Origin of the sequence: Parabacteroides merdae ATCC 43184 (assembly GCF_025151215.1) — a bacterium.
GTDB lineage: Bacteria > Bacteroidota > Bacteroidia > Bacteroidales > Tannerellaceae > Parabacteroides > Parabacteroides merdae.
Genome location: NZ_CP102286.1, coordinates 2798254 through 2813739, shown reverse-complemented (window position 1 = coordinate 2813739; position 15486 = coordinate 2798254). Strand labels below are relative to the sequence as shown.

The 15486-nt window shown below is 43.1% G+C and carries 11 protein-coding genes; 8 read left to right on the top strand and 3 right to left on the bottom strand.

Features of this window, described 5'->3' with window-relative positions:
* Window positions 1-5: 5 nt before the first annotated feature.
* Window positions 6-833: a DUF3822 family protein gene (locus NQ542_RS11800; RefSeq protein WP_005634048.1), complete on the top strand. Its 828-nt coding sequence runs from the start codon at window positions 6-8 to the stop codon at window positions 831-833.
* A complete protein-coding gene (rsmD, locus tag NQ542_RS11795; protein ID WP_005634046.1) occupies window positions 821-1378 on the top strand; it encodes a 16S rRNA (guanine(966)-N(2))-methyltransferase RsmD in 558 nt (185 codons plus the stop codon). Before NQ542_RS11800 ends, rsmD begins: the two co-directional genes overlap by 13 nt.
* Here rsmD and cls read toward each other — a convergent pair.
* Window positions 1350-2789, bottom strand: coding sequence for a cardiolipin synthase (gene cls, locus NQ542_RS11790; protein ID WP_005634045.1), 1440 nt, complete (start codon window positions 2787-2789; stop codon window positions 1350-1352). The two genes, rsmD and cls, sit on opposite strands and share 29 nt — an antisense overlap.
* Before the next feature lie 156 nt (window positions 2790-2945).
* Here cls and NQ542_RS11785 point away from each other — a divergent pair, with 156 nt between their 5' ends.
* Window positions 2946-3545, top strand: coding sequence for a rhomboid family intramembrane serine protease (locus NQ542_RS11785; protein ID WP_005634039.1), 600 nt, complete (start codon window positions 2946-2948; stop codon window positions 3543-3545).
* 22 nt (window positions 3546-3567) lie between these two features.
* On the opposite strand, the gene NQ542_RS11780 is transcribed toward NQ542_RS11785, so the two are convergent.
* Both NQ542_RS11780 and NQ542_RS11775 read right to left on the bottom strand, forming a co-directional pair.
* Window positions 3568-6384, bottom strand: coding sequence for a TonB-dependent receptor (locus NQ542_RS11780; protein WP_005634037.1), 2817 nt, complete (start codon window positions 6382-6384; stop codon window positions 3568-3570).
* A 248-nt stretch (window positions 6385-6632) separates the two neighbouring features.
* Window positions 6633-7187 carry an RNA polymerase sigma-70 factor gene (locus NQ542_RS11775; RefSeq protein ID WP_005649444.1) on the bottom strand — a complete coding sequence of 185 codons (555 nt, stop codon included), beginning with the start codon at window positions 7185-7187 and terminating at the stop codon, window positions 6633-6635.
* 180 nt (window positions 7188-7367) lie between these two features.
* On the opposite strand from NQ542_RS11775, the gene NQ542_RS11770 reads away from it, so the two are divergent.
* The 5 genes from NQ542_RS11770 to NQ542_RS11750 all read left to right on the top strand — a co-directional run bounded on the left by NQ542_RS11770 (window position 7368) and on the right by NQ542_RS11750 (window position 15420).
* The gene (locus NQ542_RS11770; protein ID WP_005634033.1) at window positions 7368-8426 is read left to right on the top strand and encodes a FecR family protein; all 1059 of its coding nucleotides are present in this window, start codon (window positions 7368-7370) and stop codon (window positions 8424-8426) included.
* 156 nt (window positions 8427-8582) lie between these two features.
* Complete coding sequence (locus NQ542_RS11765) at window positions 8583-11990, top strand: TonB-dependent receptor (RefSeq protein WP_005634031.1); 3408 nt, start codon at window positions 8583-8585, stop codon at window positions 11988-11990.
* A gap of 11 nt (window positions 11991-12001) precedes the next feature.
* Window positions 12002-13891 carry a RagB/SusD family nutrient uptake outer membrane protein gene (locus NQ542_RS11760; RefSeq protein ID WP_005634029.1) on the top strand — a complete coding sequence of 630 codons (1890 nt, stop codon included), beginning with the start codon at window positions 12002-12004 and terminating at the stop codon, window positions 13889-13891.
* Window positions 13892-13908: 17 nt separating this feature from the next.
* Window positions 13909-14412, top strand: a complete 504-nt coding sequence (locus tag NQ542_RS11755) for a hypothetical protein (protein ID WP_005649440.1) — start codon at window positions 13909-13911, stop codon at window positions 14410-14412.
* A gap of 15 nt (window positions 14413-14427) precedes the next feature.
* The gene (locus NQ542_RS11750) at window positions 14428-15420 is read left to right on the top strand and encodes a DUF4466 family protein (RefSeq protein ID WP_005649438.1); all 993 of its coding nucleotides are present in this window, start codon (window positions 14428-14430) and stop codon (window positions 15418-15420) included.
* Window positions 15421-15486 lie beyond the last annotated feature (66 nt).

Below are 15486 nucleotides of genomic sequence, written 5' to 3'. Positions count from 1 at the left end.
AGCCTATGGCTATAAACTTGTCTGATAAGTTAACAGCTGATCATTCGGAAAATTACATAATGTCCATCCGGCTTCGGTCGGGTGGACTTTCTTTTTCCGCATACAGTCCTTCGGTGAACGAGAGTTTCTTTTATAGAGACGTCGAATTCGACCGGACAAGGCCTTATGTCTCTTCTCTGAAAGAATGTTTCTTCGAAAATGATTTCCTGACCTGGTTCTACAAGCAGGTCAATGTGGTGTGTGTCACTTCCCAGTATACGCTTGTGCCGGCTGCTGTTTTTCAGGAAAAGCAGAAGGCGGGACTGCTGGCGTTCACATTTTCATCTCCCGAAGGGCGTTGCCTGAGCAATGAACTGAAAGACGAACAGGCGGAACTGGTATTCGGAGTGGATGAGGATGTGTATGAGTTCTGTTCCCGTTCGCTTGTCAATCCTCGTTTTGTCCATCATGTCGGTCCGTTGCTTTCGCTGTGGAAGAAGCAGAGCCGTGCGCGCTTGCCCCGCCAGCTATATGTCGTGTTGCATCGGCGGAGGATGGATGTGGCGTGCTATGCGCAGGGAAATCTGCTTTTCGTGAACTCGTTCGAGTATGAACATACGGATGATATTTTGTATTATATATTATATGTATGGAAACAGGTCGGAATGGATCAACAGAAAGACCAGTTGCGTCTTTTCGGCGATGTGCCCTTGCGAAATGATATAACGAATACGTTGCGGAATTATTTACAATATATCGATCCGCTGGAGATCCCTTCCGAAGCCTATTTGATGGGGCCGGAGGTGTTGCAGGCTCCGTTGGATCTTATAGCTCTATCATTATGCGAATTATAAGTGGAATATACGGACGGCGACGTTTTGATGTCCCGTCTACCTTCAGCGCCCGTCCGACGACGGACTTTGCGAAGGAAAATATCTTCAATGTGATCTCCAACCATATCGATTTTGAGGGGGTGGATGCGCTCGACCTGTTTGCGGGCACGGGAAGCATTTCTTTCGAACTGCTTTCGCGCGAATGCCGGAGCGTGACGGCTGTCGAAAAGAATAATGCACATGCCTCCTTTATCGCCAAAGTCGCCAAAGAGCTGAAAACGGATTCGCTGACACTGATTCGCGGCGATGTCTTCCGTTATCTCCATTCGGCTCCGACCCAAGGTTTTGATTTCATCTTTGCAGATCCCCCTTATGCCTTGAAAGAATTGCCCGAAGTGCCGGAACTTGTCTTCAAACGCGATCTGCTGCGGGACGGAGGCATCTTCGTGATGGAACATCCGAAGACAAATGATTTCTCCGGGTTGCCCTATTTCTACCAGCACCGCGTCTACGGTTCGGTGAACTTTTCCATCTTTATTAAAGAAGAGGAGAAAACAGACGCATAAACGATTCGGCTATACGTTGTTTGAGCGGGCGTTTCAACCAGCGTGACGGCACCAGTCTTTCGCAACTATGCATGTCGTGCAGGAATACTTTTCTCATCTGTTGGGCAAACGAGGGCTGGTAGACAAATGCGTTGATCTCGAAATTATGCTCGAAGCTGCGGAAGTCCATATTGGCGGAACCGATGCAGGTCAGTTCGTCGTCTGCCACCATCAGTTTCGAGTGAAGGAATCCCGGTTTATAGAAATAGACCTTGACGCCCGCCTTTACCATTTCATCAATGAAAGAGTGAGTCGCCATGTTCGCCGTACGTGTGTCCGAACGCTTGGGAAGCATCAACCGCACGTCGACGCCTCCTAAAGCCGCTATCTGCAAAGCTTGGTTCAATCCTTCGGTCGGAAGGAAGTAAGGAGTCTGGATAAATACATATTTCTTGGCGTTGGCAACCGTGAAGATGGCTGCTTGCAAGAGTGTACGCCATTGTCCGACGGGGCCGCTGGTACAGATCTGCATGATGTTATCATCCGAATAGACCGGAAGCGGCGGATAATAGATCTTTTCGTTCAGGAGTTTCTTGCTGACCACATACCAATCGATAAGGAATGCGGCCTGTAAGCCGTGTACTCCCTTTCCGATGATCTTGAAGTGCGTGTCTCTCCATGTCCCCCAGCTGGTCCCTTTCGTGTAGCGGTCTGCAATGTTCATGCCACCCATAAAACCGACTTTGCCGTCTATGACCACGATCTTCCGGTGGTTCCGGTAGTTTACTTTGCTGGTGAAGACTGGAAATGCCACTTTCAGGAAAGCATGGACTTCGATGCCGGCATCCGACATTTCCTTGAAGAACTTGTCTTTCACGTTCCAGCAGCCCACATCGTCGTAAAGAACGCGGACTTCTACTCCTTCTTTGGCTTTCTCGATCAGCAGTTTTTTGACCTTGTTTCCGACCTCGTCGTCGCAGAAGATGTAATATTGGATGTGAATATGATGGGTTGCTTTGGCAATCTCTTGCAAAAGGTCGTGGAACTTGTCTGCTCCGTTCGTATAGATCGTGATGTTGCTTCCGTAGAGCAGGGACGATTGGTTGCTGTTTGTCAACAGTGTGACCAATGGCTGGTAGGGGGCCGGAACGGAACAGGCATCTTGTGGGAGTTTCCCTTCCTGCGGCCGTTTCATGATACGCTTATAGGTGCGTCGGGAGATAATCCGTTGCTTCCGGTTATCCTGCCCGAAGAAGAAATAGAACAGGAGCCCGATACCGGGGGCGAGCAGTAACACGATCACCCAGGGAATCGTTTTCAACGGATTCCGGTTCTCCGTGATGATAACCAACACTAGCCCAAGAATGGTGACGCAGTATAATATGATGAATATTATACCCACTATCCATTGTATGTGTATGAGTGCCAGCATTTCGGATGTTTTTTATATCTGTCAATATGTTGTAATTTGTAAAGATAGGAAGCTAAAACGGAAATAGCAAATGCGGAAGCTTTGTTTTTGTAAACCATATAGGGGAAACATTGTTCAATCTTTACTACATTTGACGTCATTAATATAGAATAGATTATGATTACTTATGTTATTATCGGGGTCACGGTTGTCGTGTCCTATATTTGTTTCGGCAACCATGAGTTGTTTCGGAAGTTGGCCTTCATACCGTATTGTACCGTTCATAACCGGGAATGGTATCGATTGATTACGCATGGTTTCGTGCATGCCGACATGACACACTTACTTGTGAATATGTTTACTTTCTGGTCATTCGGGACATATATGGAAAGTGCTTTCGGTTATTTGGGACTCGGTACGGGTGGCTATCTGGGATTATATTTTGGCGGGATGGTTGCTGCTTCACTGTATGATCTGATTCGCCGGCGTAATGATCCTTACTATGTTTCGATAGGCGCTTCGGGAGCTGTATCGGCTGTCTTGTTCACTTCCATCTTCCTGGACCCGTGGGGCAAGATTTTGTTTTTTGCCGTACTGCCGATTCCTGGGATTGTCTTTGGTGTGATCTACCTGGCCTATTGCCAGTATATGGCAAGAAAGGCGGGGGATAATGTCAATCATAACGCCCACTTCTACGGAGCGCTTTACGGTTTGATTTACCCGGCTATATTGGAGCCTTCGTTGGTCAAGGGGTTCTATCTGTCACTTTTGGCTTGATCCAAAAGTGACAGATAAATCATCAGAACCTTCCACCCGGAGGCGGGCCCATCGGACCGCCATGTCTCGGCCCTCTTCCGCCAGGTCCGGACACATCGTTCATGCTGGCTCCCCCTTTGAAGATACTAAAGCGGTAGATGAAGTGCACCATGAAGTAACTACCCAGTGTGTTGTATTCGGAGTCCTGTGTATAGCTGGCGGTTACGCTGCGGGATATGTTGCTGCGTTGTTTCAGTATATCGTATATTTTGAAACGGAGCGTCGCTTGGTTCCCTTTCAAGAATGATTTGGAAGCAGAGGCGTTCCATAACACTTCGTTCTGTTTGAAACCGTCTGAATAGCCGGAGTTTGTCGACCAGTTGATATCACTTTCCACTTTGAAATCGAGTGGAAGATAGATCGTTGTCGTTCCACCCACACCGTAGTTGAAGGCGTTCAGTTCGCTCTGTCCTTGGAGGGTGTTTTGTGTTCCGTTGTAACGGATATTACCGTTCAATCCGAGGTCCAGATAGTCGGAACGGAAATCGATGCCGGCGCGTTCCATCAGAATCAGGTTCTTGTTCGTATTCTTCTCCTCATTGATAAAGCCGTTGTTATTGGCATAAGAGGCCATTGTCATGGAGTTGATTGAGAATTTGCGGTTTTTGAGCGGTGTGTTGAATAGGACGCGAATGTTCCCGTTGTAGTTCCCGTTTACGTTGTCGTAGGTCGTCATCTTTTTACCGGTATTGCCGACATAGACGGACTTGTTGACGATATCGTTGATCACATAGTCGAAATTCAACATTACCATCAAGGCTGTTTGCTTGTCCGGCACAAATTTCTGGAAACGGATGAACAGGTCGTTTGTGTAAGTCGGTTTCAGGTCCGGGTTACCCATCGTCGTATTCAGCGGGTCGGAGATGTCTGCCACCGGCTGCAACTGTGTCATGCTGGGTTGGCTGGTACGTCCGCGATAGTTGATGCGGAGGTTCGTGCGTTTGTCGAATTTGTAGTTGAAGCGGACCATCGGTGAAAGGTTCACCACGTTGCGCGACAATTTGGAGAGAACCGTATCGCCCACGAAGTTCTCGCTCGTACTATGGGACGGGTCTACCGTTAAACCGACCGTATAATCATATTTTTCCTGGACAGCTTTGAAGGCGAGGCTGACCTGCTGGTTGATGAAGTTGTTGCGGTAGCTTTTGCTGTAAGCCGTGTCCAACACGTTGTAATCTTCGCTTCCTTTTTCACGGGTATAAGAGTTTTTCAGAGATTCCTGTTTGTTTTGCCGGATGCTGTAGGTTGCTTGAATGAAGTTGTTGTGGCCGATCGGTTCTACCCAGGACAGGTAAGCCCGGTAGTTGAACCCTTTGTTGTCGTAGCGGAAGCGTTGATCCACCAGTTCGTTGTCCATCCCGTCAGCCATCATTAGATATTCGGTGTTCGAATAGTTCAGTCCCTTATTATAGGAATCGCTGAGTCCTCCCGACAGAGATCCGCTGAAAACACGTCCTTCACTGTTTAGTTTGCGGCTGAATTCCAAGCGGGCGTTGAGGTTGTATCCGCTTCCGTCGGAGAGGTAATCGGATTCGCCGATGTTGACCGTGTCGCGGTTTCCGCTCAGCGTGTTGAAGGTGCTCCCTTCACGGCTATGGCTGTTACTGTAACTGAAGCTCGGACGGAATATGATCTGGGTGAGCGAGTCAGGTTTCCATTCCATACGGAGGTCGGCTGCTACATTGTCGCTGCGCGTGTTGCTGCTGTTGTTCTCGTTGTAGAAAGAGGTGCTGTCGCCCGGTAGGATATTCTGTCGGTTGCTCTTGCTGATCGCGTCGTTGTCGGAATGAGAATAACGGAGGTTGCCCCCGACCGTCAACTTCGGATTAAATTCTTTACTGAAGTTCAGGCCGATATTGCCGGATGTTGTGATCCCGTTGCCGGCTCCTCCGCCCCGACGTCCACGCGGTCCGCCCATCCCAGAGAACATACTGGAGGCAAGGTCTGAAAATCCCATATTATTCGTGTTGTTGATGCCTCCCATCAAGGTCAGTTGGTTGTTGTTGATGAAGCGGTTCACCATGAAGTTCCCTTCGTATCGGTCTTCGCTACCGTAACCGGCAAAAGCGTTTCCGAACCAGCCTTGCTTCATTCCGGGCTTGACGGTCAGGTTGATGACGGTCTCCTCTTCTCCGTCGTCGAATCCGGTCATCTTGGCCATATCGCTCAGTTTGTCCAAAACCTGTACTTTATCGATCATTTTAGATGGCAGGTTCTTGGAAGCTACTTTCGGGTCGTCGGAGAAGAATTCTTTTCCGTCGATCAGTACCTTTTTGATCTCTTTCCCGTTGACAGTGATCTTTCCTTCACTATCCACTTCCACACCGGGCATTTTTTTCAGCAGGTCTTCCAGCATGGAGCCTTCCGTGGTTTTATAGGAATCGGCATTGTACTCCATCGTATCGTTGCGTACAGTTACTTCCGGTGCTTTCCCGATCACGACAGCTTCGCCCAATTGAATTGCCCCGTCGGTAAGCGCGAGTTTGCCCAACTTGACCGGATTGGTTTTCCCCGTAACACGCAGGGGTTGATAGAGCGGATCGAATCCGACAAACGACACGTGCAGTAGATAACTGCCGTTCTTGATGTTCTTGAGCATGAAACTTCCGTTGCGCGATGTGGCGATACCTCCGATCATGGAGCTGTCTTTGACACTTAACAAACGAACTGTAGCCTGTTCGATCGGTTCATTGGTCCCTTCCTCAATCACCGTTCCGGTGATGTCTACACCTTTTTGCGCATATGCAGGCATAATCAATAGAATTAGAAACAGAATAAAAAAATACCTTCCCGATTTCATAACTTTTATTTTATCTTATCTGATATTAAGTACGAAAAGATAGACACGGAAGTTTTCCGTAAGTTTAATAAGCTTTGGTTTGATTTTGATTTATTAACGAATGCGTTGTGCCTTACAGATTAGTATTGTTTTCCTTCTCTTGCCATCCATATGAAGTGTTAAAAATATTATCCACTATAGTATTTCCATTTATTTATGGTTATTAGTCGTAACTAATGTTATGATGGTAACATTTTGTCAATATGCTTTTAGCCTAAGATATTTATCAGAAGCGGAAGATAATCTTTCAATTTGAAACGAAGTATCTTAAGTGCTTGCGATATTCTGTATTCGACGGTTTTTACCGATATTCCGAGTTTCTCGGCAATCTGAACATTCGTCTTTTCCCCGAATCGGCTCATGGCAAATGTTTCCCGATAGGTTTCGGGTAGGTTCTCGATCGCTTTCTGTATGTTTTCTGTCAGTTCATTCACGAAATAGTAGTCCGGGTCTTCAAACTGGTCTTTTATTTTCTCATATATCTGGTTATGGATACGTTCGTGGTACTGGTTTTTCCTGATCGCATTGAGGCAACGATGCTTGGTGGAGATAAACAGATAGGATTTCAAAGACGTCTCAATTACAAGATTTTCCCGTGTCTCCCAAAGAAAAAGCATTAACTCCTGCACAAGCTCTTCAGAATCATCATCAGAAATATATTGTGACGCATATTCGCAAAGGGGGGAGTAATACTTGATAAACAGCTGCTTGTAAGCATTCCGGTCTCCTTGTTGTAGTAAGGTTATTAAGTTATTATCGTCCATGCCCTTTACATTTAGATTTTTTATCTCTTTGCGCAAAGGTAAAAAATAATAAAACTATTTTGAATTTGTGAGTAGATTCTTTCCTGGAAACTTTAGTAAAAGTATCATTGAAATCAATTTTCTATATAAAAATGTATTTTTTGTTTAGGGTATAGTCTGTACGAGTTTGTCATATATAAAATGGGAATTGGAAAAGAACATATGGATGGAATAAGTCTTGATACTGCTTTGCTCTTCAAATACTTTAGAGGTTTGACGACTGGAGAGGAAAGAAAGCGTGTGGAGGATTGGATGCAGATTTCAGAAGAAAATGAGAAAACCGTATTACAGGCAGCCCGTATTTTTTATATTTCTCAAACAAGTGAACGGATTCTTTCCCGAAATTCTATTGAGGCTTACAAGAAGGTCCAAAAGCGTATAGATAAACGTAAGAAAAAGATAAGGTTGTACGAGATTTCTATTGTTGCAGCGTGTTTTGTTGGGCTATTGGTAATATCGACAGCTATTTCATTTTTGTTGCGGAAGTCTTCTGTATTGGCTCCGCAGCAAATAACGGTCTGTGCGAATAGAGGTGTGAGGACAAGTCTTGATTTGCCGGATGGTTCGATTGCCTATTTGAATTCGGGCAGTACGCTTTCTTATCCTTCTTCATATGATGCAGAGGAAAGGAAGGTGACACTTGTCGGTGAGGCTTATTTTTCAGTAAAACATGATCCGGCGCATCCGTTTATTGTGAGTGTATCTCATGATCGTTTGAGGGTGAAGGTGCTCGGAACAGAATTTAATGTTCGGGCTTATGAGAAAGAGAATGTTGTACAAACGACCTTGGTCTCCGGATCTGTAAATATAGTAATGAAAGAAGATAAGGGTAAAACAAATGAAAGAAATTTGTATCCGTCGGAAAAAGCTGTTTATGATTTAACCGATAAGACCTTGGAAGTTATAAATGTTGATGTTGAAAGTGAGATTGCTTGGAAGGAGGGACGTTTGGTATTTAAAGAAACACCTTTACCTGAAGTCTTGAGATGTTTGGCTAATTTTTATAATGTCGATTTTAAGGTGATGGATCCGGTTCTTGACTCGTACCGCTTAACTGGTACTTTTAATAATCGGCAATTATCGCAGATTTTAGATTATCTTAGGATTTCTTCTCGGATTGATTATTCGATAAAACGGATGGAAATGGATGACAGTTTGTCCGCACAGCGTGAACAGGTTGTGCTTCGCAGGATAAAATAAGAATATGATGTTTAACTTAAATTTAATGCTTATGGAATAAATGAACTAATAATGAATGAGAGAACGGCAGAAAAATAAATATGGATTTTTCTCGTCAAATTAATTAATAATCTGGTTGTCCAGATTTAATTTAATCTTAAATCAATAATTACAAGTATGACTAAAAATAATGATGGTCGATTGGATCACAGTGATCCAATACCAGATTTTATAAAATCTGGTATATATCGAGTATTTAATTTTATTTTTTTATTTCTGTTCTTCTGCACAGGAGCAGTATTTGCGTCAGGCTCTTATGCCTCAAATACGATACTGTCTATTAATGCAGAGAAGAAGAGTATAGCAGAGGTGTTAAACGTTATAGAAAATAAATCAGAGTATCATTTTTTCTATAATAGCAAGTTGGTTAATGTCGATCGTAAAGTAACGCTTGCCGTAGATAACAAGGATATCTTTACAGTATTAGATATCTTGTTTAAAAATAGTAATATAGCTTATAAGGTCGTAGATAAAGACATTATCCTGACTGAATCAGCTATCCCTTCAAAAAATGAAAAATACCAGGCGAATAAACGAATTACCGGTATTATAAAGGATCAAACAGGTGAACCTGTCATAGGAGCTAATGTCGTACTTAAGGGAGATAATGGGACGGGTACGATCACTGACATAAATGGGCGGTACAGCCTGGATGTACCAGAAAATGCGGTTTTGATTATTTCTTATATTGGATATACTTCCATAGAGATTCCGGTCAAGGGACAATCAGAAATTAATGTGACATTGAAAGAAGATTCTCAGGCCATTGAAGAAGTTGTCGTTGTTGGTTATGGCACTCAAAAAAAGGTTAATTTGGTTGGAGCTGTAGCCGCAGTCAATATTGATGAAAAAATATCAAGCCGTTCAATATCCAATGTGTCTTCCGGACTTTCCGGTTTGGTACCTGGTTTACAGGTTTCCCAAACGACCAGTATGGCGGGTAATGATAATGCCTCTTTGATGATTCGTGGTATGGGTACGGTAAACAATACCAGTCCGTTAGTAGTTGTTGACGGTATGCCGGATGTCGATATCAATCGTATCAATATGGCTGATGTTGAGAGTATTTCCGTATTGAAAGATGCGGCATCTGCTTCTATTTATGGATCCCGTGCTGCCAATGGGGTTATTCTGATAACAACTCGTACTGGTAAAAAGGGAAAGACGAGTATCAATTTTACGGGCTCTTATGCGATAGAAAAACCATCACGTTCTTATGACTTTATGGATGATTACCCACGTGCATTGACATTGCAACAGTTTAGGGCAGCATCAGGTACAAAGCGGGAAAGCTATAATTTCAAAGATGGGACGATCGATCAATGGATGGCGTTAGGAATGATCGATCCGCTACGCTATCCGAATACTGATTGGTTTGATACCTTCATGCGTACCGGTACCCTTCAAAACTATACGCTTTCAGCAACCGGTGGAAACGACAAGTCTAATTTTTACATATCTATCGGTATGATGGATAAAGAGGGCATTCAGATGAAAAACGATTTTAAGCGTTATAATACTCGTTTCAATTATGACTATAATATGTTCAATAATGTGAAAGTGGGTGCTCGTTTTGATGGTAATTGGTCTGAATTTACTTATAGTGGTTATGCCGATGGTATTACAAACAACGATACCAGCGATTCCGGAGGTGGTGATATGCAATATGCGGTTGCGGGTGTAACTCCTTATGATCCCGTGACTGGTCGTTATGGAGGTGTTATGGCTTATGGCGAAGATATTCAGGCTTATAACCCGTATGCTTTTTTTGACAGTCGCAATCCGAAGCAGACTCGTCAGCAATTGAACGGAAGTATTTATTTGGACTGGAATGTCTTTAAAGGCTTTACTGCCCATGTCGATTATGCTCTGAGCTTTAGTAACTATTTTCAGAAAAGAGCTGATACTCCAACCGGAGCTGCTTATGATTTTCAGACGGGAAAGGATATTGGACGTTACTATGTTGCCGACAACGTGGGTGTCAGCGACAATAATACTACCAATTACAAAACTCAGTTGAACGGCCGTTTGCAATATGAGACGACTATTGCGCAAAATCATAATATTGGTGCAATGTTTGTTTATAGCGAAGAGTATTGGCATACTCGTTCGACAGGGGCTTCCCGTAACGATCGTATTCATCCGTCAACCAGTGAAATCAATTCTGCGCTGACAAATGTTCAAAGTAATTCAGGAAGTTCTGCTTCAGAAGGTTTGAGATCCTATATCGGTCGTATGAATTATAGTGCATATGATAAATATTTGTTAGAATTCAGCTTCCGTGTGGATGGTTCTTCAAAGTTTATTAAAGGGCACCAGTATGGTTTCTTCCCGACTGTTGCAGTCGGTTGGCGCTTCACTGAAGAAGAGTTCCTGAAAAAATATCTTTCCTCCTGGTTATCGAGTGGTAAACTTCGTGCTTCTTGGGGAAAATTGGGTGACAATTCAGGAGTAGGACGTTTCGAACAGTTGGAAACTCTGACAGCGATGAATTATATGTCGAGTGATGTTGTTAAAGGGTTTGTGAACAAGAAAATGATCAACAAAGATCTTTCTTGGGAAGTTTCTACTGATATTAATGTGGGCTTGGATTTAGGCTTCTTGAATAATCGTTTACGTACGGAAATTGATTTTTATAACCGTTTGCGTACAGGCATGAATCGTCCGTCTCAAATGTCAATCCATCTGACTGGGGCATATAGTGCTCCTCGTGCTAATATCGGTGATCTGCTGAATAGAGGTTTGGAATTGAACTTGACGTGGAAAGACAAAATTGGTAATGTGGAATATTCTGTCAACTTGAACGGGGCTTATAACCGTACAGTATTAAAAGAGTGGAATGAGTTCCTCAGTCGCGGTTGGGTCTATTTGGATATGCCTTACCACTTCTTATATGTTTATGAAAACAATGGTATAGCCCAAACATGGCAGGATATTTATAACAATACGCCTCAGGGATTATCTCCGGGCGATGTGATCCGTAAAGACTTGAACGGAGATGGTATAATTGATGGGAAGGATAAAAAAGCTTATCCGAATATCCAGCGGGATCGTCCGACAACCACTTACGGCATTACCCTGCAGGCTGCTTGGAAAGGATTTGATATATCCATGTTGTTTAATGGAGGTTTAGGGCGTAAGGATTTCTGGCTTACAGATTTCAATAATACGGCATTTGCCGACAGGCGGTATGCTTCCACTTGGGATCACTGGACCGAACCCTGGTCTTTGGAGAATAGAGGTGGGGAATGGCCAAGGTTAGGAACAAGCACGGACAGAAGCGATAATAGTTATTGGCTCTATAACATGAATTATCTTAGAATGAAAAATATCATGTTAGGATATAATTTGCCGAAAAAACTTTTGTCCAAAATCTCGATGACGAATTTGAGGATTTATGCTTCTGCCGAAAATTTGTTTACCGTGACGCAATATCCGGGGCTGGATCCTGAAAAGAAGAATAGTGCTCGTGACTTGTATCCGATCAATCGGTCTTTCTCAATCGGTCTTAATGTTAGTTTTTAAACAGGAATGGTATGAAAAAAAATAGATTTAAAATATTAACGGTCGCATGTGTTGTTGGAGCTAATCTGATGTTTTCTTCATGCGTTGATAATTTATTGAACCAGACTCCGGGGGGAGAACTGGCTTCTTCCTTGTATTGGAAAACTGAAAGCGATGCGGAATATGCTGTCAATGGTGTTTATAGCCAGGCACGAGCCATGTTCAATCGTGATTATGTATTCGATGGAAATACGGAATACCTGAGGTTCAGAGGGAATGTCGGGACTTCTCAGGCTACCGGAGACCGGAGCATCGCTTATCGTAACGGTTCTTATAACAATCCTTCTTCCACCTACGGAAGTAGTTTTGATAATTACTATCAATATGCTTATGCGACAGTCAATCGTGCCAACTATGCTATTCAGAATATAGAAAAAATGCTTCCCGATGCAAAGACGGAAGAATCCAAGGCAAAATTGGAGGCCTTTATTGGCGAAGCTAAAATGCTGAGAGGAATGGCCTATTTCCGTCTGATTTCTATGTGGGGAGATGTACCTTATTTCGATAAGATAATAGAGAGTAATGATGAGGTTGCTAATATTTCACGTACTTCTATTACAGAAATTAAACAGCACATTTATGATGACTTTACTTATGCTTGGGAAAAACTGCCGGCGAAACCAGTGGCATTAGGGCGTTTTACTAAATGGGGGGCTTTGGCATTCCGTGGTAAATTACAACTATTCTGGGCTTGCTGGAACCGTACCTCTTGGCCGTGGGATACCCCCGTCTCTCCTAATGGAGGTTGGCCGGAACTGGACACATTTACGCCTAATGCGTCTGAATCGGCACAAGCTTATAAAGATGCCGCCGCCGATTTTAAGAAAGTGATCGAGGAATCGGGCATTAACTTGTTCCGTAGCGGTGAACCTGGTGACTGGGGAGAAATGGGAGGGTGTGAAGTCTTGCCTAATTATTTCTATCTCTTTTTGCCGACGGCAAATACAGATCCTGAACTGATGGTCGGTTTTACACATGGTGGAACCGGAACCGGACAGGGTGAAGAATTAATGAGAGATTTCGGTACACGTGCTACGGAAGGTAGCCAAGGCTGGGGACAACCACGTGCTGAATTGGCAAATCGTTATCAGTCTACAGTCACCGGTGATTTTTGCGAGAAACTGATCCCGAGGAATCCGGCAGATGCAGATGCCCGTACTGCTGTTAATTCTGCGTTAAATCCGGAATCTTATAAAGATCGTGATTATCGTATGAAATCGACGTTATTGTGGGATGGAGAAACGATGGTAACTATGTTAAATCTTTCTTTTGACCAAATCCGTAAATATCAATATAAGACATTAAAAGGTACAGTAGATGGGTATGGGGCTATCAATGCCGATGGAGATCAGACTGGTTACATTATGAGAAAGTTTGTCCGTAATTATGCGGGACAAGGTCGTTCGGATGGTGATTACCATATGCCGGTAATGCGTCTGGCCGATGTTTATTTGATGTATGCGGAGGCTGCAAATGAAGCTTATGGTCCTACAGGTGATGGGGGGCTGGCACTCGATGTGGTTAACCGGGTTCGGCATCGTGGTAATTTGCCGGCTTTAAAGCCTGAGAAATATGTTGATAAATTGACATTCTTTTATGCGATTGAGCAGGAGAGAATCGTAGAACTGTTTGCAGAAGGGCAACGGTTCTTTGACCTTCGTCGTTGGCGCTCCATTGAGCGAGTATTCTTATCTCCGCAGACGTCTCCGGGAGTCAGGATGTATGATACACACGGTGCTTTGAGGCAGACCGTCTTTAATAATACTTCCTTGTTGAATTATCAGCGAAACTATATTTTCCGGATTCCACCTTCTGAAAGAAATAAGAATCCGAATTTGACACAGAATACACCATGGTTGTAATTAAAAAATTGGATGATATGAAAAAGATGATTAGTAAAATTTGCTTGTTTTTGTTCATTGCCTTGATTGCTGTATCATGTGAAGATTTTCCGGTAGATGAAGACGGGTTGTTAATCACGACAAGAGCAGAATGTTATGTGAGTAATTTTGATTTGTATAATACGGATCATCAAACAATTAAGTTGGGTAATGCCTATGTTGATACAACAGCTCAAGTTGCTATCATGTATGTCAAATTTGGTACCCCGATTAATAATGTTTGGCCGCGTATATCTCTTTGTGAAGATGCAAAACTGGCTCCTAAAATTACGGGGTGGATGGATTTCTCCGGTTCCAAAATGAATATGGAATTCATCGAAGGTGATTGGAAGTCCGGGAATCCGTCGGATCAGTTGAGTGAGCGCATAGTGAATAATCCGTCGGCATTTCCTTCGACGGCTAAACGGTTCACTGTTATCGCTGGTAATCGTGAAATTAAAAAGGAATACATATTCCTTATAGTAGAAAGACCATTGCAATAATAAAAAATGAAAAGTATGAAACTGAAATATTATTATTTTGTATTGTTGTCATTTGCTTTAACTTTGGTTGCATGTGATGATGATCCTGTGTTATTGAAGGATCCGGTCTCTGCATTAAGCAATGATTGTATCAAACGCAGTCTGCCTGTTGCACCGAATATTGTAGGTAATGAAATAGAATTTGCCTATGCGATGGCTATTCCTAATGAACTTGGGAAACTGTCGTCCGCTCAGGTTGTGAGCAGCATTGCTGGTGCTACCGGTACTTACTTTGATCCAAATTCGTATTATACCAATTCGTCCGGTCAGGATATTCCGGTAAAAGTTTGTTCTGATTCACAGACGAACGGGACAACAACTGTTATAGACTTCACTGTTGATACCTGTGCGGCAACTCTTCGTTATTATTATATTATTCCGGAAGAAGCTCGTGGCAAAGATGTACAGTTTTCATTTTCGGTTAAAGCCAGTAACGGTCAAGTTGCGGAATACAAATTAGGTCCGTATAAGATTTCAAAAATGGATATGGCCAAAAATTTGTCAGTGACTAATGATAAATGTTATCTTTCATTCTTGAATGAGGGAGAGGCCGTGCATATTTATTCAAAAGCAGATTTGCAGGCTAACCCTTCGTTGGCTGCGAAAATTGATATCATGTATGCGTATAGTGAAAAATCGGATTTGTCACATGCCTTCTATACTTCTTCTTCTCCAAAAGAATATATGGGTGGAACAGAACTCCCTTCCGGTTTTGTCAATAATACCAAGATGATCAAAGTTTATGGCTTACAAGATCGACAACTGTCTGACTTGCAATACAGCAAATTTATTGATGATTTGGATTTTGAGACAATCGATATGTCTAAATGTACGAACTATATCTTGGGATTAAAAGAAGAGGCCGGTGCGTGGGTTGAGACGGCTGACGGTAAATATAGAGCATATGTTTATATTAACAAGGCTTCTGCGAGTGAGGTGACTGTTAGTGTCAAAAGGTATAAAATGTAAGTTCTATTGATGAGTTGATAGGTTGGTAAGTTGCTGAATTCAGGTTCTTCGACTTACCAACTGATT